20 protein-coding genes are annotated in these 22681 nt (G+C 63.0%); 12 read left to right on the forward strand and 8 right to left on the reverse strand.

What is annotated here, in order from left to right; genetic code table 11:
* Positions 1-41: 41 nt before the first annotated feature.
* Genes RTP54_RS13985 through RTP54_RS13995 form a run of 3 tightly spaced genes read right to left on the reverse strand, consistent with a single transcriptional unit; the run spans position 42 to position 3104 of the window.
* Positions 42-1043 carry a substrate-binding domain-containing protein gene (locus RTP54_RS13985; RefSeq protein ID WP_312363528.1) on the reverse strand — a complete coding sequence of 334 codons (1002 nt, stop codon included), beginning with the start codon at positions 1041-1043 and terminating at the stop codon, positions 42-44.
* Positions 1040-2422 (reverse strand): sensor histidine kinase, encoded by a 1383-nt coding sequence (locus tag RTP54_RS13990; protein WP_312363529.1) that lies wholly within the window; start codon positions 2420-2422, stop codon positions 1040-1042. Before RTP54_RS13990 ends, RTP54_RS13985 begins: the two co-directional genes overlap by 4 nt.
* On the reverse strand, positions 2412-3104 hold the full coding sequence (locus RTP54_RS13995) for a response regulator transcription factor (protein ID WP_112811554.1): 693 nt from the start codon (positions 3102-3104) through the stop codon (positions 2412-2414). The genes RTP54_RS13990 and RTP54_RS13995 overlap by 11 nt, the downstream gene beginning before the upstream one ends.
* A 112-nt stretch (positions 3105-3216) precedes the next feature.
* Here RTP54_RS13995 and phnD point away from each other — a divergent pair, with 112 nt between their 5' ends.
* From phnD to RTP54_RS14015, 4 genes are all read left to right on the forward strand, one after another.
* On the forward strand, positions 3217-4179 hold the full coding sequence (phnD, locus tag RTP54_RS14000) for a phosphate/phosphite/phosphonate ABC transporter substrate-binding protein (RefSeq protein WP_312363531.1): 963 nt from the start codon (positions 3217-3219) through the stop codon (positions 4177-4179).
* 133 nt (positions 4180-4312) lie between these two features.
* On the forward strand, positions 4313-6109 hold the full coding sequence (locus RTP54_RS14005; protein WP_112816980.1) for an ABC transporter permease: 1797 nt from the start codon (positions 4313-4315) through the stop codon (positions 6107-6109).
* Positions 6109-7191, forward strand: coding sequence for an ABC transporter ATP-binding protein (locus RTP54_RS14010; protein ID WP_312363533.1), 1083 nt, complete (start codon positions 6109-6111; stop codon positions 7189-7191). The genes RTP54_RS14005 and RTP54_RS14010 overlap by 1 nt, the downstream gene beginning before the upstream one ends.
* 49 nt (positions 7192-7240) lie before the next feature.
* Positions 7241-8407 (forward strand): ABC transporter substrate-binding protein, encoded by a 1167-nt coding sequence (locus tag RTP54_RS14015; RefSeq protein WP_312363535.1) that lies wholly within the window; start codon positions 7241-7243, stop codon positions 8405-8407.
* Positions 8408-8622: 215 nt separating this feature from the next.
* Here the strand turns inward: RTP54_RS14015 and RTP54_RS14020 are convergent, their stop codons facing one another.
* The gene (locus RTP54_RS14020) at positions 8623-10056 is read right to left on the reverse strand and encodes an aldehyde dehydrogenase family protein (RefSeq protein WP_312363536.1); all 1434 of its coding nucleotides are present in this window, start codon (positions 10054-10056) and stop codon (positions 8623-8625) included.
* A 219-nt stretch (positions 10057-10275) separates the two neighbouring features.
* On the opposite strand from RTP54_RS14020, the gene RTP54_RS14025 reads away from it, so the two are divergent.
* From RTP54_RS14025 to RTP54_RS14060, 8 genes are all read left to right on the forward strand, one after another.
* Positions 10276-11310 carry an ABC transporter substrate-binding protein gene (locus RTP54_RS14025; RefSeq protein ID WP_112811855.1) on the forward strand — a complete coding sequence of 345 codons (1035 nt, stop codon included), beginning with the start codon at positions 10276-10278 and terminating at the stop codon, positions 11308-11310.
* Positions 11311-11314: 4 nt separating this feature from the next.
* Positions 11315-12127, forward strand: a complete 813-nt coding sequence (locus tag RTP54_RS14030; protein WP_312363541.1) for an ABC transporter ATP-binding protein — start codon at positions 11315-11317, stop codon at positions 12125-12127.
* 62 nt (positions 12128-12189) lie between these two features.
* Entirely contained in the window at positions 12190-12963 is a 774-nt protein-coding gene (locus RTP54_RS14035) for an ABC transporter permease (RefSeq protein ID WP_312364401.1), read from the forward strand.
* A 111-nt stretch (positions 12964-13074) separates the two neighbouring features.
* Positions 13075-14430 (forward strand): FAD-dependent oxidoreductase, encoded by a 1356-nt coding sequence (locus RTP54_RS14040; protein ID WP_312363543.1) that lies wholly within the window; start codon positions 13075-13077, stop codon positions 14428-14430.
* A complete protein-coding gene (locus RTP54_RS14045; RefSeq protein ID WP_312363544.1) occupies positions 14427-15584 on the forward strand; it encodes a CoA transferase in 1158 nt (385 codons plus the stop codon). Before RTP54_RS14040 ends, RTP54_RS14045 begins: the two co-directional genes overlap by 4 nt.
* Positions 15581-16354 carry an enoyl-CoA hydratase-related protein gene (locus RTP54_RS14050; protein ID WP_112834243.1) on the forward strand — a complete coding sequence of 258 codons (774 nt, stop codon included), beginning with the start codon at positions 15581-15583 and terminating at the stop codon, positions 16352-16354. The genes RTP54_RS14045 and RTP54_RS14050 overlap by 4 nt, the downstream gene beginning before the upstream one ends.
* 45 nt (positions 16355-16399) lie before the next feature.
* Complete coding sequence (locus RTP54_RS14055) at positions 16400-17323, forward strand: LysR family transcriptional regulator (protein ID WP_112811849.1); 924 nt, start codon at positions 16400-16402, stop codon at positions 17321-17323.
* Positions 17320-18717 carry an amidohydrolase family protein gene (locus RTP54_RS14060; RefSeq protein ID WP_312363547.1) on the forward strand — a complete coding sequence of 466 codons (1398 nt, stop codon included), beginning with the start codon at positions 17320-17322 and terminating at the stop codon, positions 18715-18717. The genes RTP54_RS14055 and RTP54_RS14060 overlap by 4 nt, the downstream gene beginning before the upstream one ends.
* On the opposite strand, the gene RTP54_RS14065 is transcribed toward RTP54_RS14060, so the two are convergent.
* From RTP54_RS14065 to RTP54_RS14080, 4 genes are all read right to left on the reverse strand, one after another.
* Positions 18702-19589, reverse strand: coding sequence for a dihydrodipicolinate synthase family protein (locus RTP54_RS14065; protein WP_312363549.1), 888 nt, complete (start codon positions 19587-19589; stop codon positions 18702-18704). The genes RTP54_RS14060 and RTP54_RS14065 overlap by 16 nt on opposite strands.
* 26 nt (positions 19590-19615) lie before the next feature.
* Positions 19616-19954, reverse strand: coding sequence for a ferredoxin (gene fdxA / locus RTP54_RS14070; RefSeq protein WP_112818593.1), 339 nt, complete (start codon positions 19952-19954; stop codon positions 19616-19618).
* A 256-nt stretch (positions 19955-20210) separates the two neighbouring features.
* Complete coding sequence (locus RTP54_RS14075) at positions 20211-20972, reverse strand: glutaredoxin (protein WP_312363552.1); 762 nt, start codon at positions 20970-20972, stop codon at positions 20211-20213.
* Between the two features lie 17 nt (positions 20973-20989).
* On the reverse strand, positions 20990-22375 hold the full coding sequence (locus RTP54_RS14080; RefSeq protein WP_312363554.1) for an adenylate/guanylate cyclase domain-containing protein: 1386 nt from the start codon (positions 22373-22375) through the stop codon (positions 20990-20992).
* Positions 22376-22681 lie beyond the last annotated feature (306 nt).

Below are 22681 nucleotides of genomic sequence, written 5' to 3' on the forward strand. Positions count from 1 at the left end.
ATGTTTCAATGGAGGAAAGGGTCGCTAGGCCTCGCGCCCACCTATTCTTGAATGACGAGTTGAAACCAGGTGTCGAGAAATCGGCTGCGCTTGACGGCATCGAGATAGACGAGCAGTTCCGGACCGAGCTCGATAAGTTGCACGTTCTTGATGGCCGTAAGATCCTGCGGGGTGGTGAGGCCGATCTGTTCGAGCGCGTCATCGGCCCGATCGGACAGCAGGAAATCGACCACGTCGCCGGCGGTCGAGCGGTTGCGGGCATTTTCCGGAATCAAAGCCGTCCAGGGCAGGGCAAGCACATAATCCTGGGGCATGACCACTTCGATCGACGGATGCCTTCCCATCCATTCGCGCGCAGCGGACAATGGCACGTTGTAGCCGAGATCGATCCGGCCTTCGGCCAGCGCCTGGAGAAGCTCTTCATTGCTGTCGAATATGCGGGCCTGTGCCGCGCCCATGGCCCGGGAAATACGCCAGAACAACGGAGATCGCATCGCCTCCTGCGACGCAAAGGCATAGCTGACATTGTCGATGCCGATATTGACCAGTCCGACCCGCCGCTTGAGACGCGCCTGGTTCTGCTCCAGCGTGCGTGCGAGTTCGGTGCGGGTGGGCGGAACGTCGATTGGGGCCATCGCTCCCTTGCGGACCACAAAGACTGCCGGATCATACCCGATACTGAAGACTTCGCTGCGCCAGTGGGCATGCTGCATCGGGCGGTGCTTGACCGCCGAGGCGCCATGTCGCGAGGCGCTTCCTTCGTTGGCCAGATAGACGGCCAGATCCGGCGTCGGCAAGATGAGCACATCGACCGGTTCGCCACCGTCGACACCTGCCAGCAGTCTGGAAATGATCTGGCTCGGGCGGGCCTGCCTGTATTGCGCCTTCGCGTGCGGCATGTCGGTCTGAAGGGCATCGAGCAGCGGTTGCACGGTCGGCTGTGCGTCGACGCCGCCGATGATGAGCCGTTCGGGAGCTGCCTGCGCTGCGGCAAGCGACAGCGTGATTGCCATGAACAGGGCAAATGCGAAGCGGGCGATCATGGATTGGCCATTCCTCTTGGCAGGCAGATCGCGACCGACAGACCGCCGCCTTGCCGATCGTCGAGGCTGATACTTCCTCCCATGGCTTCCGCCACCGTCCTTGCGATCGCAAGGCCAAGACCGGAGCCGGGTTTGCTGTCATCGACGCGTGAAAAGCGCGCGAACACCCGTTCGCGCATCGCTAAGGGAATGCCCGGCCCGCGGTCTGCGACGACAATCCGGACGATGCCGTCTTCGCCGCTCACGGCAACGTCGATCTCTCCGGGTGCATGGACAAGTGCGTTTTCGATGATGTTGCGCATCATCTCGCGCAGGCTCACCGCTTCCGCCTCGATCTCCACGGGGCCGTCGGGCAAATCGAGGTGGAGACTGTCGTCGAGGGTTGGATAGGAACCTTCCGCCTGCAACCGCCGGATCGTGTCGCGCACGACTTGGCGCATGTCGAAGGTCTCGCGCATGCGCGATTCCAGTCCATGCAGCGTGCTCGCATCGGACAGGAGCTGGTTGGCAAGTACGCTGGCATTGACCGAGTTGGCGTGAATGCGCCTGAGGATATCGCGCAGCCTGCCTTCCGGCACTTCGTCGATCGACAGCTCGGAAAGGGCGCGCAACGCGGTCAGTGGGGTGCGCAACTGGTGGGCCGCATCGGCAGTGACGCTCTTCAGGCCGACCAGCACCGAATCAAGCCTCGCCATGAAGTCGTTGAGCGCCGAAATCAGGGCGTTCACCTCCCTTGGCACGGGACCCGGAACCGGCCTGAGATCGGAGGATGCGCGATAACGCAGATCGGCCTCGACCGTCCTCAGCGGCGCGAAAGCCTGGCGGACCGCAAGCCAGATCAGCAGAAAGGCCAGCACCGAAACGGCAATCGCCGGAAGGGCGGCATTGAACGTCAGGTGCAGCCCAAGTTGATCACGGGCCTCGCGCGTCTCGCCGACGAGCACATCGACCCAGCCGCCGCCGGATGCGTCGGTATTGTATCGGGCGACGGCGGCGATACGGATGCGTTCGCCGCGATAGCTGCTATCGGCCAGCCGCAATTGCGGCCCGGTACCATGGGGTATCTCAAGCCCAAGGATCGGCGATCCCGTGATGATCGTGCCGTCGGGCGCTGCCACCCGGTAGAAGATGCGATTGAGTCTCGACGTTCCGAGTATGGCGAAGGCCGAGTGCGGCAAGTCCACGCTCAAGGCTCCATCCTCGATCGATACCGTGTCGGCAATCGACAATGCGGCTGCGCCGAGCACGCGGTCGAAGGCTTCCTCGGCCGCATTGTGCGCATTCCAGCGCACCATCCAGAACAGGAACAGCCCGATGATGATGAGCAGTGCGGCGCCGCTGAACAGGATGCGCCGCTCTATGGAGTAATCAGAGCGCACCGGTTACGCCGCCGATAGCGCGCTGCCGCAGCATGTAGCCGGCACCGCGATGCGTCACGATTTCGATGTCGCAGTCCTCGAGCTTCCTGCGCACCCGGGAGACGAGAAGCTCGACTGCGTTCGGCGTGCCCGTGTCCTCATAGCCAAACAGCTTCACGACGATCTGCTCCTTGTTGACCGTCGTGCCGAAGCGAGTTGCCAGCACCTCCAGCACGTCGAATTCGCGACGCCCGAGATCGAGCGGCCGATCCCCGAGCATGACGGCGCGCGCCGACAGGTCGATCGAGATCGAGCCGAACCGCAGGACCGATTGCGCCGCGCCGAGGTGCCGGCGTGAGACGGCCCTGATCCGCGCCACGAGCTCGTGCAGATCGAAGGGTTTGACCAAATAGTCGTCAGCGCCTAATTCCAGGAGGTCCACCTTGTCGGCCACCTGGTTGCGGGCGGTGATGACAATGACCGGGCGCGTCAATCCGCTTTGGCGCATCGAGCTCAGGATCGCAAAGCCATCGCGCTTAGGCAGGTTGATGTCGAGGATCACGAGATCATGCGAGGCGTTGAGGGCGAGCCGTTCTCCTTCCGCGCCATCGAACGCGGTCGTCACGTCATAGCCTTCCTTCTCCAGGCGCATGGAAATGGCAAAGGCTATGTCCGGTGTGTCTTCGATCAAGAGAATGCGCATCGGGGGTCCAGGTGACAGGATTGTGACAGTGATACTCCCATACACACATGAAAAGCAGATGAGAACTAGCAAGCACTTGCCGGGAGAGCGGGGCTTTGGGGGAGGGGTAGAGATGAACGCGTACAGGCTGTTGCTGGCCGGCATTGCATTCGCGTGCCTGCTGCTGTCTGCCGTGCCGTTGGCGGCCAATGCCGCCTGCGCGACGCGGGCGGATCTCGATGAGCGCTACTGCGATGCGGACAAGGATTACGTCGCCGACGCGCCTGTCGACCCTGCAAAGTGGCGGGATCCGCAGACGTTGGTCTGGGCCTATGCGCCGATTGAAGAGCCAGCCGTCTATGCCGGTCTGTTCAAGGATTTCACCACCCATCTCGGCACCTGTCTCGGCCGCCAGATAGTCTACTACCCGGTACAGTCGAGCAACGCCGAGATCGAAGCGATGCGCTCCGGGCGCCTGCATTTTGCCGGTTTCTCGACCGGGCCGACCGTCGAGGCGGTCAATCGCGCCGGCGCCGTTCCCTTTGCCGCAAAGGGCATCGGCAGCGACGTGCGCGGCTACAATCTGATTGCGATCGTGCGGGCAGATTCTGCCTTCAAGTCCCTTGCCGATCTGAAGGGTCGGCGCGTGGCGCACGCTTCGGCCTTCTCGAATTCCGGCCATCTGGCGCCGCGCGCGCTCTTTCCGGGAGAAGGCCTTGCACCGGGCGTGGATTATGCGCCGATCATGTCGGGCGGCCATGACAAATCCATCCTTGGCGTGATCTCCGGCGACTACGACATGGCGGCCGTCGCGTCGGACGTGCTTGAGCGACTGATCGAGCGGCGCATAGTCAAGCGCGAAGACCTGCGTGTCATTTTCACCAGCGGCATCTTTCCCACGTCTTCCTTTGCCTATGCGCACGACCTTGCACCACAGCTGGTCGACAAGATGAAGCAGTGTTTCTTCGAGTTCGAGTTCACCGCCGAAATGAAGAGTGAGTTTCACGGCGACGAGCGCTTCCTGCCGATCCGCTACGATCGGGATTGGGCAAGCGTGCGCGAGGTCATCGACAAGGCCGGCGCTTCCTCCTTCTGACCCCTTCCAACTGCACGACCTGATGTCGATGCGCCGCGTGCGCAGGACCCGTCGCGCGCCTACCGATCACAACGTCTGCGCAGGTCGGGCCGTCCGCCCGACGCTGTTGCGCGTCTTCACCCACGGGATTGCAATGCGAAACTTTGGCAAAGCCCTCTACAATTACCGGGTCCACAATCAGGACCCGACCACGATGGTGGGCGTCGGCCTCGTCGTGCTCTTCGCCTATCTGATTGCCGCTCCGATCGTGCTTTTGCTTTCGGATGCGTTCTTCGTCCAGTTCGCCGATCAGGCCCGCTCCGGCCAGTCGATGGGCGAGGCGACACTCTATTATTTCAATCGCGTCTTCCTGTCGGTGATTGCGACGGACGTGTTCTGGCTGCCTCTCCTCCACACGGCGACCATCGCATTCGGCGCGATCGTCGTTGCGTTGGTGATCGGGATACCGATGGCGTGGCTGATCAGCCGTACCGACCTGCCCGGCAAGCAGTGGTTCGCCACTGTGCTGATCATTCCCTACATGCTGCCATCCTGGACCTTTGCGCTGGCGTGGCTGACGCTCTTCAAGAACAGGACCACCGGCGGACAGCCGAGCTGGATGGAAGCGCTCGGTTTTGCACCGCCGGACTGGCTCGCCTATGGTGCCGTTCCGATCACCATCATCCTGGCGCTGCACTACACGCCGTTCGTCATCCTTCTGTTCGGCAATGCGCTGCGCCAGTTCGATTCGACGCTCGAGGATTCGGCTCGCATCATCGGCGCTGGAAACGGCGTGATCGCCCGCAAGATCATCCTGCCTCTGATGCTGCCGTCGCTGGTGTCTGCCTGCACGCTGATCTTTGCAAAGTGCCTCGGGGATTTCGGCGTCGCCTATATCCTCGGCGTTCCCGTCGGCTTCGATGTGCTCGCGACCTCGCTGTTTCGTGCCATCTCGACGAGCCAGACCGGCATGGGAGCGATCATTGCGCTCACCATCGTCGTGCTCGGCACAATCTCGATCATGCTCGACATGTATCTCCTGAAGGAAGCGCGGCGCTTTGCCGTCATCGGCTCCAAGGGCTCGATGAACCGCACGACGTCGCTTCGCGGCTACCGGATGCCGGCAGCGGGCCTCGCCATGCTGGTCTTCCTCGTCAGCGCCGTCATTCCGCTTTTGGCGCTGGCGCTGACCACCGTGATGAAGTCACCGGGCGTCTTCACGCTCGACAACTTCACGCTCGCCTATTGGATCGGATCCGATGTCGGCACCACGGCGCTGAAGCAGGGCATTCTTTTGACGCCCGAATTCTGGCAGGCGACCTGGAACACGCTCTGGATCGTCGGTTCGGCCGCCCTCGGGGCAGGCTTCCTCGGCCTGCTCGTCGGCTACGCCGTCACGCGCACGTCCTCGACCATGATTTCCACGTTCCTCAGGCAGGTTACGTTTCTTCCCTATCTCGTGCCGGGCATTGCGTTTGCCGCAGCCTATCTCTCGATGTTCGCAGTTCAGCGCGGTCCGGTGCCTGCGCTTTACGGAACGCCGATCATCCTGGTGCTGGCGATCCTTGCCGACCAGATGCCCTTCGCATCGCGATCCGGCATTTCCGCGATGATGCAGCTCGGGCGTGACCCGGAAGAAGCAGCGCGCATCGCCGGTGCCGGATGGTTGCGTCGTCTGGGCTCGGTCGTCGTGCCGATCCAGAAGGGGGCGCTCGTCACCGGAATTCTGCTGCCCTTCATTTCGGGCATCAAGGGCCTGAGCCTCGTGGTGGTGCTCGCGGTACCCGGCACGGACGTATTGACGACCTACGCGCTCAGGCTCGTCGACTACGGCTACAGCCAGGCGGCCAACGCCGTGGTGTTGATGATCTGCATCATAGCTTTCGGCGGCACGCTGATCGTCCAGAAACTCACAAAAAGCAAATTGTCCGACGGTTTGGGAGGCAAATAATGTCAAGCATCAGCATCCGCGATGTCAGGAAGAGCTACGGCAACACGGCGCAGGCCGCCGTCGAACGGCTCAGCATCGAAATTCCTCAGTCCGATTTTCTCTGCCTTCTCGGCCCCTCCGGCTGCGGCAAGACCACGACGCTGCGCATGATCGCGGGCCTTGAGCATCCGACCGCTGGCCAGATCCATCTCGGCGATCGCACCATCGTGTCGGTTGAGGACGGCGTCTATGTGCCGGCCGAAAAGCGCGGTTTGGGGCTCGTTTTCCAGAACTATGCGCTCTGGCCGCACATGACGGTCGAACAGAATGTCGAGTTCGGCCTGAAACTGCGCAAGGTTCCAAAGGCCGAACGCGAGGGGATCATCGGCGAAGTCCTGGAAAAGCTTGCCATTGCCCGCTACCGGAAGCGCCTGCCGTCGCAGCTTTCCGGCGGCCAGCAGCAGCGCGTGGCGCTTGCCCGCATGCTGGCGCTGAAACCCGATGTCATCCTGCTGGACGAGCCCTTATCGAACCTCGACGCCAAACTGCGTCTCGACATGCGGGCAGAATTGAAGCGGATCCATCAGGAACTCGGCTCCACCATCGTCTTCGTCACGCATGACCAATGGGAAGCGATGACGCTCGCAACGACCATCGCGGTCATGAGCGAGGGCGAACTGCAGCAGCTCGGCACCCCTGACGATATCTACGAGCGCCCCGCCAACCGCTTCGTCGCCGAGTTCGTCGGCAACCTGCCGATCAACATCATCGAGGTCGGCAAGGAGCGATCCGGCGCGCTGGTCGACTGGATGCGCGACACCCTGGCTCGAATGTCGTTGCCGCAGCCGGCGACGTCCGTGGGCATCCGCCCGGAATCCGTGCGCCTGTCGCGCACAAGCGTGGAAGGCAGCCGCAAGGCGCGGATCGTCGAGGTGGTGCCGACGGGCGGAAGCTGGATCGTCGAGCTTTCGGTGGAGGGCGAGCGCTTCTTCGCCATCGCCGGCGAGCTGCCGGACGCAGCCCAGGGTGAAAGCGTGTTCTTTCACGTCGAACCGCGGCACCTGCACATCTTCGACGTCGAAGGCAGGCGAATTGCCGCCTGACGTCATCCAACCCGTTACCGACAAAGCAATTGACCATAAGGAGGAAAAAATGCTGTCAATACATGAAGGTAGTTTGTCCAAGAGCGCTCGCCGCGCCATTCTGGCGGGCGTATCGCTGGTGGCGCTGGCCGCGCCCGCTACGGCGCAGGACGCAGCCGAAATCGGCATCGCCGATGCCGACTATTCGCTGGAGGCCTTGATCGAGGCGGCCAAGAAGGAAGGGCCGATCACCGTCGTCGACGCGACCGGCAAGATCGTCTCGATGGCCGAGAATTTCACCGCGAAATACGGCATTCAGGCGACCGGCGTGAAGCTGAGTGGCCAGGACCAGCAGCAGGTGATCCTGCGCGAAGCCACCGCCGGCAGCGTTCGCTCCGACGTCTTCAACATGAGCAACCTTCCCGCCGTCACCTCCCAGATCATCGAGCAGGGTGCTGGCGTCAGCTGGATGCCGCCGGATCTGAAGACCGTGGTGCCGGCGCAGTACCAGACGCCAGCCATCACCAGCCTCAATCCCTGGGTCTGGGCCTACAACACCGATGTGCACGGCGACAAATGCCCGATCGACAATGTCTGGGCGCTGACGACGGAAGAGTGGAAGGGTCGTGTCGCTATTCCGGATCCGTTGCTGCGCAACGAGACGATGTTCTGGTTCAACCAGATCGAGACCCACGACGACGAAGCGATGCGCAAGGCCTACGAGGCTTATTTCGGCAAGCCGCTGGAGACCAAGGAGGCAAGCGCCACTGCCGAATGGGTCAAGGGTCTCGCCAAGAACCGGCCAAGCGTCACGCGTAGCGACACGGATGTCGGCCCGATCGTCGGCGCTGCCGGCCAGGCAAAGCCGTTCATGGGCTTCCTGAGCTCGGCCATCTTCCGCGATGCCAAGAAGAACAACTACGGCATGGGCATCTGCGCAGATCTGAAGCCTTGGGTCGGTCAGCTGACGCCGCGTGTCGCGGTGATTGCGTCCGGCACGAAGCACCCGAATGCGGCCAAGCTCTTCGTTCACTTCATGATGACGGAAGAGGGCATGGCTCCGCAGCTCGCCGACGGCAAGATCTCTTCCAACCAGGAGGCAAAAATGCCGAAGGAAGAAGCTTCCGGTGTGATCGACGTCCTGCACCAGTTGCATGTCCCGCACTCCGAGACATCCCAGAGCGATTTTGCCAAGCTGCAGGATTGGCAGGATTTCTGGATCGTCAATTCGCGATAAGGTCAGACAAGGTGAAGGCCCGGCTCGCAGGCGTGCCGGGCCTTCATGTCGAGATGACAGCAGGGATGGCGCGCTGCTTCTGCACGCGTTTGATCCCGCCATGGCTCCGGCCGGGCCGAGGTTGATCACCGATCTCGGCCCACGTGCTGCCTCCTGCGCCGACACCGGCTGCAAAACGCCGGATGTCCCGCGACAGAGCCCTGACAGCATTCCCCTTATGCTGACGTGTAAGCCGTCTTGACGGTTGTGTAGAATTCGGCGGCATAGCGGCCCTGCTCGCGCGAGCCGTGCGAGGAGCCCTTGCGGCCGCCGAAGGGCACGTGGAAATCGACGCCGGCGGTCGGCAGGTTGACCATCACCATGCCGGCCTCGGCGTTGCGCTTGAAATGCGTCGCATGTTTCAGGCTGGTGGTGGCGATGCCCGACGACAGTCCGAACGGCGTGTCGTTGGCCACGCTGAGCGCCTCGTCATAGTCCTTCACCCGGATCACCGCGGCGACCGGTCCGAAGATCTCTTCTTGGCTGATGCGCATGGCGTTGCTCGCCTCGGTAAACAGCGCCGGCTGCAGGTAGAAGCCGGGCGTGTCGCGCTGCACGCGTTCGCCGCCAAAGGCGAGTTTTGCGCCTTCCTGTCTGCCAATGGCGATGTAGTCGGTGTCCTGGTTGAGCTGGCTCTGGTCGACCACCGGGCCAATGTGAGTACCGGCCTTCAGCGCGTCGTCGATAACAAGACCCTTCATGCGCTCGCCCATCGCGGCAACGAAGCGGTCGTGAATGCCTTCGGTCACGATGATGCGCGACGACGCGGTGCAGCGCTGGCCGGTGGAGAAGAAGGCGGAGTTGACGGCCGCTTCGACGGCGACGGTCAGATCGGCATCGTCGAGCACCACGAACGGGTTCTTGCCGCCCATTTCCAGCTGGTACTTGCGATTGTGCTCGACCGAGGCGAGCGCCACGCGCTTGCCGGTTCCGGTCGAACCGGTGAAGGTGATCGCCTGAATATCGGGGCTGTCGAGCATCGCCTGGCCGACGACCGAACCCTTGCCCATCACCAGGTTCAACACGCCCTTCGGCAACCCGGCGCGATGGAGAATGTCGACGATCGCCCAGGATGAGCCCGGCACCAGTTCGGCCGGCTTGAAGACGACGGTGTTGCCGTAGCACAGCGCCGGCGCGATCTTCCAGGCGGGGATGGCGATCGGGAAATTCCACGGCGTGATGATGCCGACGACACCGACCGGCTCGCGGGTGATCTCGACGCCAATACCAGGGCGCACCGAGGGGATGACCTCGCCGGCCAGCCTGAGCGCCTCGCCGGCGAAGAAATCGAAGATCTGGCCGGCGCGCACGGTCTCGCCGATGCCTTCGGCCAATGTCTTGCCTTCCTCGCGCGACAGAAGCCGCCCGAGCTCGTCCTTGCGCGCCAGGATCTCGTCGGCGGTCTTCCTGAGGATCGCATGGCGCTCGAGAATGCCCGAGCGCGACCAGGCAGGAAAGGCGGCCTTGGCGGCAGCAATCGCAGCCTTGGCATCCTCGGCAGAGGCGCGGGCATACTCCCCGATTACGTCGTTGGTGTCGGAGGGGTTGATGTTGCGGACGGTGTCCTGGCCGTTAATCCATTCCCCATCGATCAGGTTGCTGTGCATCATATCTGTCCTCCACGACGATCGCGCTTGAAATGTCCGTTCGCTTATCCGACGGGGGAGGGCCTCTACAAAGAACAATCTTTCGAGCCCGCCGTTGCCGAAAAGGCAAAGCCGCTAGAACTCTGTGTGTTGCCGTATCGGCAATGCTTACCGCTAAAAATTGTGCTTTATGAGATGCCAAATTCCATCATCATCGCTCCCATAACAAGCCAGGGGAACGATATGTCTCATTTCATGATGAACCGCCGGGGTTTCCTTTCCAATGCCGCCGCAGTCGGCGCGATTGCCGCAACCCACAGCCTGATCAACGTTTCGCCCGGCCGGGCGGCAGACCCGGCCACGATCCGCATGCAACTCGGCTGGCTGCCCTCGAACGGCCTTCTGGGAGAGCTGGTCGCGCGCAAGAAGGGCTATTACGCCGAAAGCGGCGTTGAGCTTGAGATCGTGCCCGGTGGCCCGAATGTCGATGGTGTGGCCGGCGTCGCGGTCGGCCAGTCGACGATCGGCCAGATTTCGTCGAGCCCCTCGGTGATGCTCGCCCGTTCGGCCGGTGCGCCGATCAAGGCATTCGCGGCCGGCTACCAGAAGCATCCCTTCGCCTACTTCTCCCGCAAGGCAAACCCGATCGCCAAGCCGCAGGATATGATCGGCAAGACGATCGCTGCGATCCCGACCTCGGTCATCCTGTTGCGCGCACTTCTTGCCAAGAACGGCATCTCGGAAGATCAGGTCAAGATCGTCAACATGGGCTCCGACATGAACCAGTTGGTGACCGGCCAGGCCGATGCCGTCTGTGGGTGGCTGACCAACGTCAACGCGCTGAAGGTCCTGGGCGACGACCGCGTCGACCTGACACTCTGGGACGGTGGCATCCGTCTATACGCCAACGTCTACTATACGACCGACGACCAGCTGGAAAACCACGCCGATCATCTCTCGGCCTTCGTGTCGGGCGCGGCACGCGGATGGAAATATGCGCGCGACAATCAGGCGGAGGCGGTCGACATCCTGCTCGAGTCCTATCCGAACCTGGACAAGGCGAGCGAACTCGAAGCCATCGGGCCGCTGATGAAGTTCGTATTCAACGAGACCACAGCGAATGTCGGCTGGGGCGGCATGGAGCGCGCAAACTGGGAAGAACAGATCAAGACCTATGCTGACCTCGGCCAGTTCACCGGTCCGGTTCCGAAGGCCGAGGACGTCTACACGATGGCTATCCTCGATGCCACCGCCGACGTGCGCAAGAGCGTAGGATAAGGCGATGCTGGAAACGCTTAACAGACCCAAGGCCGTCACGGCCGGCGCAGCCTCCGGCTCGGCGGTATCGGTGCAGAACCTGCATATCCGCTTCGGTGCGGATGATTCCAGCTTCACCGCGCTGTCGGATGTTTCGGTCGAAATACCGGCCGGTTCTCTGGTGACCATGCTCGGTCCGTCCGGTTGCGGCAAGTCGACGTTGCTGCGCACGGTCGCAGACCTCGTGCATATCAGCGACGGTTCGGTGTCCGTGCACGGCCAGACGCCACGCAAGGCACGCGAAGGGCGCGATTTTGCCTTCGTCTTCCAGGAGGCGACCTTGTTGCCCTGGCGCAACGTGATCGACAACGTGCGCCTGCCGCTGCTGGTGGGAAAGCGCGAGGCGGGTGCGACCTATGCCGACCCGGAGGAACTCATCGCTCTCGTCGGGCTCAAGGGACGCGAAAAGGCGATGCCGCACGAATTGTCGGGCGGTCAACGCCAGCGCGTTGCGATCGCCCGCGCACTGGTCACCCGTCCGCGCATCCTGTTGATGGACGAACCGTTCGGCGCGCTCGACGAGATCACCCGCGACAAGCTGAACGAGGAGTTGCTGCGGCTCTGGCAGGAAACTGGGACAACGATCCTGTTCGTCACCCACTCGATCCCCGAGGCGGTCTTTCTCGGTCAACACGTCCTGATGCTCGCGGCCCATCCCGGCCGGGTCAAGGAGTTCATGAAGGTCGACTTGCCCTATCCGCGAACGCTCGCGATGCGTGACACGGTCGAGTTCATCCGCGTGACCGCCCACCTGCGTACACTTTTGGGAGAATGTTGATGGCTAATGCCCTTCCTTCGCCGGCGGAAGGCCGCGTTTTGGTCGATGGCCAAAGGTTCAGGATGCTGGACACCATTGCAGCGGCTGGCCTGCGTCACCTGCCGGCAACGCTCGCGATCCTCGGCTGCATCCTCTTGTGGCAGCTCGTCGTCTGGGGCTTCTCTGTGCCAACCTTCATGGCGCCAGGGCCGGTCGACGTGATCAAGGCATTCGGCGAGAATGCCGGTATCCTCTGGTCGAACTTCCTGCCGACGCTGATGGAAACCGTGCTCGGTTTCATATTCGGCAATGTCGTTGCCGTCCTGCTGGCGGTCTGGTTCGTCTACAGCCCGCTCGCGGAGCGCGCATTCTATCCGATCGCTGTTATCATCAAGTCGATCCCGATCATCGCACTCGCGCCGATCCTGGTGCTTCTCGTCGGCAACGGCATTGCGCCCAAGATCATCATCGCCGGGCTGATCTGCTTCTTCCCGACGCTCGTCAACATGGTGCAGGGCCTGAAATCGGCGAGCCCGGCAATGCTCGATCTCATGCGCATCCTGTCGGCCAGCAACGCCGAAATCTTCTGGAAGGTTCGGCTTCCAAGCTCGCTGCCTTTCCTTTTCGCAGCGCTGAAGATCGCTGCGACGAGCAGCGTGATGGGAGCCATCGTCGCGGAGTGGATCGGATCGAGCTACGGCCTTGGCGCCCTCATCATCGAGGCGACCTATAATTTCCGTTCGCCGCTGCTCTATGCGACCGTCGTGATCGCCGCCTCGCTTGCCGTGGTTCTCTTCTTCGCGGTCTCATTCGCGGAATCGAAGATCGTCCGCTGGAAGCCGACGACGGACCACTGACCCCAAACCCCTTCCTTGCCGGACCGCTGACCCGGTCCGGCCAACCGATGATGCCACTGGCTGTGAGCCTTCTCACATTTCGCCGGACACGCCCCCTATGGAGGAAAGACAATGGAAACAATCAGGGAACCCTTGCGCAACGCCAGGATCGTCGACCGCTCGGATGTGGTCGTGGTCGGCGGTGGCCCGGCCGGTATTTCCGCCGCCGTCTCGGCGGCGCGCACCGGAGCCAGCGTCACCCTCATCGAGCGCTATCCCTATGTGGGTGGCCTTGCCGCAGGCGGTATGGTTCTGGTGCTCGACGACATGGTCAACAGCGTTGAAATCACCGTGCGCGGCATATGCATGGAGATGATCGAGCGGATGAAGACGCTCGGCCTCTGCGTCACCCCGACGGACGGCGACCGTCAACTCGATCTTCGCGATACGCCGGAAGCATGGCGCCGCTGGGCGCGCTGGGGACTGTTCGATTTCCACACGCCGTCTGCGCCGCATCCGATCTGCTACGCCGCGGCGTTTGATCCGGACGCCTTCAAGCGCGTCTCCTATGACGTCCTTCGCGAATCCGGCGTCAAGCTCAGGACACACAGCTGGTTCTCGTCGGCGATTGTCGAGGATGGCACGATCAAGGGCGTGGTCTGCCAGACCAAGGCCGGGCGCGAAGCCATCATGGGCGACGTGGTGATCGACGCATCCGGCGATCTCGACGTCGCAGCCGACGCCGGCGCCCAGCATACGGATGGCAACTTCATCCTGACGACCGTATCCCGCTGGGGCGGCATCGACACGGAGGCTGCCGAACGTTTCGAGTTCGAGGAGCCGGAACGGTTCAAGGCACTCGACCACGAGGCCAAGCGGCTGATTGGCGGTTGCTGGTCGTTCTGGTGGCTGAAGACGCCGCTGCCCGGCGTCATCTGGCTGAATTGCCCACACATGCCAAAACTCTCCGGCCTCAGCGTCGAGGATCTGACCTATGCGGAACTCGAGGGGCGCAGCCGGATCGCCCGCCTGCTCGATTTCGCCCGCGCAAATCTTCCCGGTTTCGAAAATGCCCATGTCATCGACTTCGCGCCGCAGACGGGCGTGCGCCAGTCGCGGCTGCTTCAGGGCGAATATGTCGTCACCAAGGACGACGTGATGAACCGCCGTCACTTCAGTGACACCGTCTGCCGCGGCCGGGACTATTACACCCCGTACCGGGCCATGCTGCCGAAGGAAATCGATCAGCTGATCGTGGCCGGCAGGCACTACTCCGCGACGATCCAGGCGCAGAAATCGAGCCGGGAAATCCCGCCGTGCATGGCCATGGGCGAGGCCGCCGGTGTGGCGGCCACCGTTGCGCTCAACGCCGGCGTGAAGGTGCGGGACGCCGATGTGCGAGCGATCCAGAAACAACTGCGCGCCCAGGGTGCCGACCCCGGGGACGTCCCATCCGAAAACGCAACCTATCTGGAGGCCGCAGAATGACGTCTCTTCCCCTCGACGGTATCCGCGTCGTCGATTTCACGCAGGTCATGCTTGGCCCCTGCTGCACGCAAATGCTGGCCGATTATGGCGCTGAGGTCATCAAGGTCGAGAAGGCCAAGATCGGGGATCTTTCGCGCTGGTCGCTGGGGTCTGATCCCGATGGCCTCAACAATCCGGTCTTCTCGTCGCTCAACCGCAACAAGAAGAGCCTGGCGCTCGACCTCAAGCAGGACGAGGCGCGTGCCGCGGTGCGCGCCCTGATCGACACGGCCGACGTGGTGGTCAACAACTTCCGCCCCGATGTGATGGAGCGCATGGGCTTCGGCTACGAAGAACTGAAGAAAACCAACCCGCGGCTGATCTACGCCGTCGGCACCGGTTTCGGCCTGGAAGGTCCCTATCGGCACAAGGGCGGACAGGACATTCTCGCGCAGGCGCTTTCGGGCGTCATGCGGCGGAAGTCTGATGAAAGCCACCCCTTGTCGATCTATGCGACGCCGCTTGCCGATTATTCGGCCGGCATGCATCTCGTCCAGGGTATCCTGCTGGCGTTGCTTCACCGGGGAAAAACCGGCCAGGGTCAACAGGTTGCGGTCAGTCTTTACAGTTCCATGCTCGCCATGCAGATGCAGGAGGGCACCACGCACATGATGCGGCAGAAGGATCTGAACTGGGGGGCCTTCCCGCTGACAGGCGTATTCGAAACCACCGACGGCGCCATCGTCATGGTCGGTGCCTTCAAGCCAAACCCGCTGAGGGACATCTGCGTCGCCCTGGAGATCAAGGACCTGTCCTTGCAGCCGCAGTTTGCCGATTTCGACGCCCAGATGCAGCGCCGCCCCGAGCTGCAGCGGATCTTTCGCGAGACCTTCGCGACGAACAGCAGCGCGCATTGGCTTGCCCGGCTCGAAGAGGTCGACATTCTCTGCGCGCCGGTGCGCTCGCTTCCCGAAGCGCTCGCCGACGAGCAGACGGCTATCAACGGCATGATCCTGGAGGCGGGCGAAACCAAGGCCGGTCCCGTGCGCCTGGTTGGCTCGCCGATTGCCATGTCCGCCGCGACCGTGGCCGTGCGCATCGCCCCGCCCAGGCTCGGCGAACACAACGACGACATCCTCTCGGCGCTTGCCGTCCGTCCGGGAGATGCGGCATGAGCGTCGCGTTTGTCGTGGAGGATCGCGTCGCGCGCGTCACGCTCTGCCGTCCCGACCGGATGAATGCGGTGGACGCGGCGACCGAGCGCGAACTCGAGGCGATCTGGCAGGAGATCGAAGCGCGCGACGACATCAGTTGCGTCGTGCTGACGGGTGCCGGCGAGCGGGCCTTCTGCGCCGGAGCCGATCTGAAAGGGGCCGAGACGAGCGGCCTCGACTACTGGAGCGAAAGCCGTCCGAACGGTTTCGGCGGCCTTGCCTTTCGACGCTCGCTGGATGTTCCCGTCATCGCCAGGGTCAACGGTTATGCGCTCGGTGGCGGCTTCGAGATGGTGCTCGGCTGCGATATCGTCGTCGCTTCGACGACGGCGGCGTTCGGCCTGCCGGAAGCGCGCGTCGGCCGCCTTCCGCTCGATGGCGGCATGGTGCTGCTGCAGCGGCGGATCCCGCACAATCTCGCGATGGGCGTGCTGCTGACGGGCCGGCGGTTCTCAGCCGCCGAGATGCGAGATTTCGGCATCGTCAACGAGGTGGCCGAGCCAGGCGAGCTCGACGCCGCCGTCGAGCGCTGGGTGAAAGAGATCGTCGCCTGCGCGCCGCTTTCGCTGCGAGCGATCAAGCAGACGGTCAATCGCACCGGGCATCTTTCACCCGCCGAAGCCCAGGGCCTGCGCACGCCCGCGCTCGTGAAGGCGCTCAAAAGCGAGGACGCGCTGGAAGGCGTCAGCGCGTTCCAGGAGAAGCGCGCGCCCGTTTGGAGGGGACGGTGAGCGTGCTATAGCTCGGGGCCTTAAGGGGAGGGAGGTTCCAACCGAATGCATGCCAGCATCCTGAAGTACTTCGTCGCGGTCGCGCGGTCCGGGTCCATTCGCAAGGCGTCCGAGGAGCTTCACGTGGCGTCCTCGGCGGTCAGCCGCCAGATCAAGAAGCTGGAAGACGAACTGGGAATATCCCTGTTCGAGCGGCTTTCGAACGGCCTCAAGCTGACCGTGGCCGGCGAAAACGTGCTGCGCCACGCCCGGGTCACGCTCGAGAATTTCGAGCTTCTGCGCAGTGACCTCGGCGCATTGCAGGGCAAGAAGACCGGCCGCGTGCAGATGTCCTGCCTCGACAGTCTGGCGATCCAGTTTCTTCCTGACATGGTCAACGCCTTCCACAGTATTCATCCCGGTGTGAGCTTCCATATCCATACCGCCGGTCACGGCAACATCAGCAGCCTGGTCGCGGAGGGCGATGTCGACATGGGCCTGACCTTCGATCTGGCAAGGCCCGACGACACGGAGATGCTTTTCCGCGTGCCGATGCCGCTGATGGCGTGCGTCGGGCGTGGGCACCCACTGGCAAGACAGCGGCAGGTGTCGCTTGCCGAGTGCGCGCAGTATGATCTTCTGCTGCAGCTCGACACCCAGCCGATACGGTCGCTTATCGAAATCGAGCTGTCCGTGTTCGAGCGGACCGGGCGACCGTTCGTATCCTCGAACAGCCAGATGATGCTCAAGCCCTTCATCATTTCGGGCCAGGGCGTCGCCTTCTTCACGCCGATCGGTTTCCTGGCGGAAATCAGGGCAGGCGATCTCGTCGCCATACCGCTCTCCGGCTCGCGTCTGCAAAACCTGCACGTCGGAATTCTTGTCCAGCGGCGTCGCCAGCGCACGCACGCGGCCGAGGCCGTGATCGAGTTCGTCGGCGCGGAACTGCTGAGGTTCAGCGATCAGATCATGGAGGCCATCGGCACATGAGCCCAGGTGCAGCGCCCGGACGCCTTCTCTTGCGTCCCGGTCATGAGATCGCGCGGCGCGAGACGGACCTCTTGCGCCACCTGCCGGATGGCGTCCCACAGGCGGCGATCCCGGACAATGCCCTCGTCATGCCGCCGCCGGTCAATGCCCATGACCATGGCTATGGTATCCGCACGCTCGATTTCGGCAACCTCGACGATGCCCTGGAAGTCTGGATCCCGGGCCTGCGGCTGAGGCCGCGGACCGATCCCTATCTCGAAGCGCTCGTCGCTTTCTCGCGGCTGGCCCAAACGGGCGTCGGCGCGACCATGCATTGCCACAACTCGTTGAACATCGACCGGCTGGTCGAAGAGGCCGGCGCGGTCATCCGCGCCGCGAACGACGTCGGCATAAGGCTCGCGCTTTCTTGTCCTCTGCTCGATTACGACCCTTGGGCCTATGACGGTGGGCCGCAGCGACTGCGGCCGTTCCTCGTTCCGGCAGACTGGGACGAGCTCAGCGCATCGATCCCGAACTATGCGCCACCGTCGGTCCAGATTGCCGCTGCTGACGCGGTCGCTGCCGCAAGCACCAGCGCGCTGGTCGATGTCCAGTACGGGCCGATCGGACCGCAATGGTGTTCCAACGCCCTGCTCGAAGCGATCGCCGAGGCTTCGGCTGCAAGCGGACGGCGCATTCACATGCACCTGCTCGAAAGCCCGAGACAGAGGCAGTGGCTGGACCGGCGCTTTCCGCAAGGGGTCGTGCGATACCTCGACGAAATCGGCTTCCTGTCGCCGCGACTCGCGGTTGCCCATGGCGTCCAGCTGCGCGCTGATGAACTGGAGCTGCTGGCTGGGCGCGGCGTGCAGCTCGTCTCCAATCCCTCGGCAAACTTGCGCCTGCGCTCGGGCGTGGCGCCGCTCGCCACCTTGCCGGAAAGCGGGCCGGCTTTCGCCTTCGGTCTCGACGGGACGGGGCTCGACGACGATCAGGATCTCTGGCGGGAACTGCGCCTTGCCCATCTCTTGCACGGGGGCAGGGGCCTGACACGGGCCTTTACCGCTGCCCGTGTGTTCGACGCGGCGATCGATGTCGGTGCTACGGTCGTGAACGCGCGAGGGAATGACGACCGCGTGCTCGTGGATTACGGCGCGCTGATCGCCGACAGTCTCATCGACGATCTGGACGAGGCGGAGGTCCTGCTTGCGCGGATGACAGGCGCTCACGCGAAAGGTCTCTATGTCGGTGGACAGGAAATCATGCGCGACGGCAAACTGATCCGTGTCGACGATGAGGGCGCCCGGGCCGAACTGTTGCAGCAGGCGCGCGCCGATCTTCCACGGCTGAGCGGCGAGCGTGGCCGCGTGGCCAAGCTCGCCGCAGCGACGCGGGCCTATTATTCCGGCTGGTGAAGCCGAGCCGCCAGAAGATCAAGCGACGACCGATGCTCTTCGGCGAGCAGCGGCTGTGGCGGCGCGGCATTGAGCCAGACCGGGTTTCCTGAGCGCTTCGCCACGAGATACTTGACCGACGGGATCAGCGGGTTGGCCGATATCGCCTGCCGCAGTTGAAGCACGCGATCCTGCAAGGGCGCATCGGCCTGGTCTTGCCAGAGCCTGGCCGACAGCACCGGCGCGATATTGACCGTTGCGGAAATCGTGCCGGCGTAGTTGTGAGCCCCCGCATCGGCGAGCGTCGCCTCGTTGCTGGGGAACACAGAAAAGTTGGGGATCGCCGCCAGCTGGCGAGCATAGTCGAGATCGCCGGAGCTATCCTTCGCACCCCTGATGCGGTCGGGAAACGCTTCGGCAAGTCGGGCGACGAAAGCCGGGCTGAAGGTGATGCCGGTCATCTGCGGAAAGTTGTAGAGATAGATGGCGATCGGGCTCTTGGCAGTGCTTCGGATGAGACGCTCGAACCAGGCGAAAAGTCCATCGTCGGAGGCCGGTTTGTAATAGTAGGGCGGAAGAACCAGTGCGGCGGCATAACCCAGGTGATGGGCGAGCGCCGTCAGCGCGATCGTCGTCTCAAGGTCCGGCGTCCCGGTGCCAACCATCAGGCGGCTGGTATCGAGCGCCTCGGCCGCGGCAGCCATGACTGCGCTACGCTGCTCGAAGGAGAGCGAGTTGGCCTCGCCGGTCGTGCCGAGGACATTGAGCGCGTCACAGCCATTGCTGAGGCACCAGCTGGCATGCTCGATAAAGGCTGCGGTGTCGATCCGGCCCTGATCGTCGAACGGCGTCGGCACGGCGGCAACGACGCCACCGAAATCTGTCATGGACATGTCTCGTTCCTGTTGCTGTGGTGGTGTTACGCTGCCGTGGCAGCTTTCTCGAAAGCGGCGACGAAGGGGTGATCCTGTACCGTGGAGCAATCCTTGCTCCATCCTCCCGGCGATCCCAATGCCGTGACGTCGGGGCCGAAGAACTCCCGGTTGACCGAAATGAAATGGCGCTGGTTTTCGGGGATTTCCTGATCCCAGACGATGGCATCAACGGGACAGATCGACAGACAGAGCCCGCAGTTGATGCATTCATCCGGATGGATGTAGAAAGTGCGGCCGCCCTCGTAGATGCAGTCCACCGGACAGGCCGCGGTACAGTCGCCGTCCTTTACATCGATGCAGGGCTCTGTAATGACGTAGGCCATCTTGCTTGCCTCCGGGGCGTTGCTTGATGGCAATCTCTCAGAGTTTTCCGTTGCGAAGAAGCAGAGATATTCGCCGCGACGATTGCCGAAAAGGCAACGTCAAGCGAAGGCCGGCACGACTGCGATCGCCGTCTGGCGCTGCCTTGACGATCGCGATCTCACGCTCGAACCGTTGCGCTCGGGTGCCGGCGAGGGCAGGGCGCAACGGTTCTTCAGGCAGCGCCATTCGGCTGTCGTGTTTCGGCTCGTCGCGCTCTTAATGCGCAAGGCCCATGGGCTTGAATATCATCCAGATCGCCATGGCGACCATCATCAGGTTCTCGGTGAGCGATACGAACCCGAGCGGCACATTGCTGTCGCCACCGACGCAGGCGCACTTCAGCTCGCGCCTGTCGATATAGACGGCCTTGAAGACGGAGATCGCACCGACGCCGCCGATGAAAAGCGCGACGGGGATCGACAGCCACATCAGTGCGCCAGCCATCATCAGGATGCCGGCGAGCGCCTCGGCGAAGGGGTAGATAGTGCCGTAGCGAACCCATCGCTGTGCCAGCAGGTCGTAGTTCAGGAACATGGTTGCGAAGCCCTCGACGTCCTTGAGCTTCTGCAGCGCCAGCAGACACATCGCGATGGCGACGAACCATTCCGCGGCCTGGACGGTCGCGACGTTGCCGAATGCGGCCCAGCTGGCAGCGATTGCCATCAAGGCAGCCATCGTAAAGAGCGCGATCACGGGTTTGTAGGTGACTGCGTCCTTGTCTTTGACTTTGCCGCCGAGGAACGCGACGAGATCGTCGTAGCCGCCGATACGCTTGCCGTAGATGAACGTCTGGGGCGTCGTCTTCACATTATGCCTGGCCTTGAAGGCATCGATGTCCGCGCGGGTCGTCAGCTTGCGATCGTCGACCTCGTATCCCTCGCGCTTGAGCAGGTCGAGTGCCTTCAGGCCATAGGGGCAGGTGTGTTCGGCCGTCACCATGCGATGAAGCTCGGCCCGTTTTATTGCATGTGTCGCCATGTCTGATCCTTTTGCCTTTAGGGTTTTGCCTTCTCGGAGGCCTTGAACGGTTCGTCGAACGTCCTGTGCTGACGGTCAGGGTTGCCGGATGATCGCAAAGTTCGCCTGTTGCGCGTCGTCTCCTTGTCGCCTGGCGCGCCTGCCCGGGCCGCCGGGCCATTGCCTTGCGCTTCAACCTGCAGGTACCAGATGTCGATCGGCACGCGCCGACCGGCAAGCGGTACGTCATTCTGCATCGTCCACAGCGCCAGGGGTGCAGGCTGACGCAACTGGTTGACCAGCGCCGAGGAGACGACAAGCGGCGTGCCCAAATCCTTCGTCAATGCCTCCAGTCGCTGGGCGACATTGACGGCATCGCCGATGACGGTGAATTCGCTGTGGCATCCGCTGTCGAGAATGCCGCCGACGACGGAGCCATAGTGCAGGCCGATGCCTGCGCTCATGGCGGGCAGCCCATGGATTGCACTTTGATGCTTCCACCTGCGCAGGGCATGGACGAGCTCCAGCGCGCACGCCAGGGCACGGTCCGCATCGTCCCTCAGCGGCTTGGGTTGCCCGAATACCGCCATGACGCCGTCGCCGATGAATTTGTCGACGGTTCCGCCGTGGTCGAAGATGATCCCCGAAACCAGATGGCGATATTGCGCAAGCACCGTTTCAAGCTCGCGTGCGGGTGCCGCTTCAGCAAAACGCGTGAAGTCGCGCAGATCGACAAACATGATCACGGCGTTGCGCCGTTCGAGTTCGAGGACCGCGCTTCCCTCCTGAAGATCGGCGACGACGAGCGGAGAGAAGAAGCGGGAAAGATTGAGGCGCCGCCGATTGGCGAGCAGCGCCTCCTTGCGCGTCCTGTCGTGATCCCTCGCGAGAAGGTAGGTGGCAAAGGCGGCAAGGCCGAAGCTCAGCGAGAGGCCAATCGAAGGACCGATCGGGGCGTTGGCCAACCATGCCGGGTCAGCCGGGTGACGGCCCGCCGCGGCACCCGCGAGCAATCCGAACCAGGCGACAAGAACGATGCCCGCAAAGGCGAGGACCAGCCGACGGTCGAGCGTCAGGCCAACATGACTGAGAAGGATCAACGCGACAGCGAGACTGGTGGTCGTAACACCGCCGGCACCAGGGCCGGCGAGAATGTCGCCGTGCAGGATCACGGCGACCAGCAGCGCATCGAGAAACACGAAAAGCCTCTCCAGCCAGGATGGGCCTGCGAGAAACCGCGCGCGCGCCGTCGATGCGATACTGACGGCGAGGTAGGTGACAAGGATGCCGTAACGTGACACCTCGACACTTGCGTCACCGTTGCGATGTAGGTCGGTGGCAAGGATGATGAAGCCCGCCAGCCGGAACAACATCGCGCGGATCTCCCGCTGAAAATCCCATTCGTTGTTGCGTTGACGTGTCATGTCCTTTTCCAGCTGCGCGCAGCGCTTCCGGCCTTTCGTGCTGGCCCGAGCTCGCTCGTTCCCGGTGTCATTCCATGACGATCACGCGCGCTCGGATCTGTCTTTCAGGGGCGGGCGGCTTCGCGTCGAAACGGTTGTAGGGATCGGTGTAGGGCTTCCAACGATGGTAAGGTCAAGGCCTCCATGCAAAGGTCGAAACAAAAACGGCGCGAGCAGCGGTGGTCGTGGGACGGCAATCTGCCCGCGGATTTACCAGTTCAATGACGAGGATAATGCGCGACTGCTATGGGTTGCGCGACCACGAAG

The organism is Ensifer sp., from assembly GCF_031989085.1.
Taxonomy (GTDB): domain Bacteria; phylum Pseudomonadota; class Alphaproteobacteria; order Rhizobiales; family Rhizobiaceae; genus Ensifer.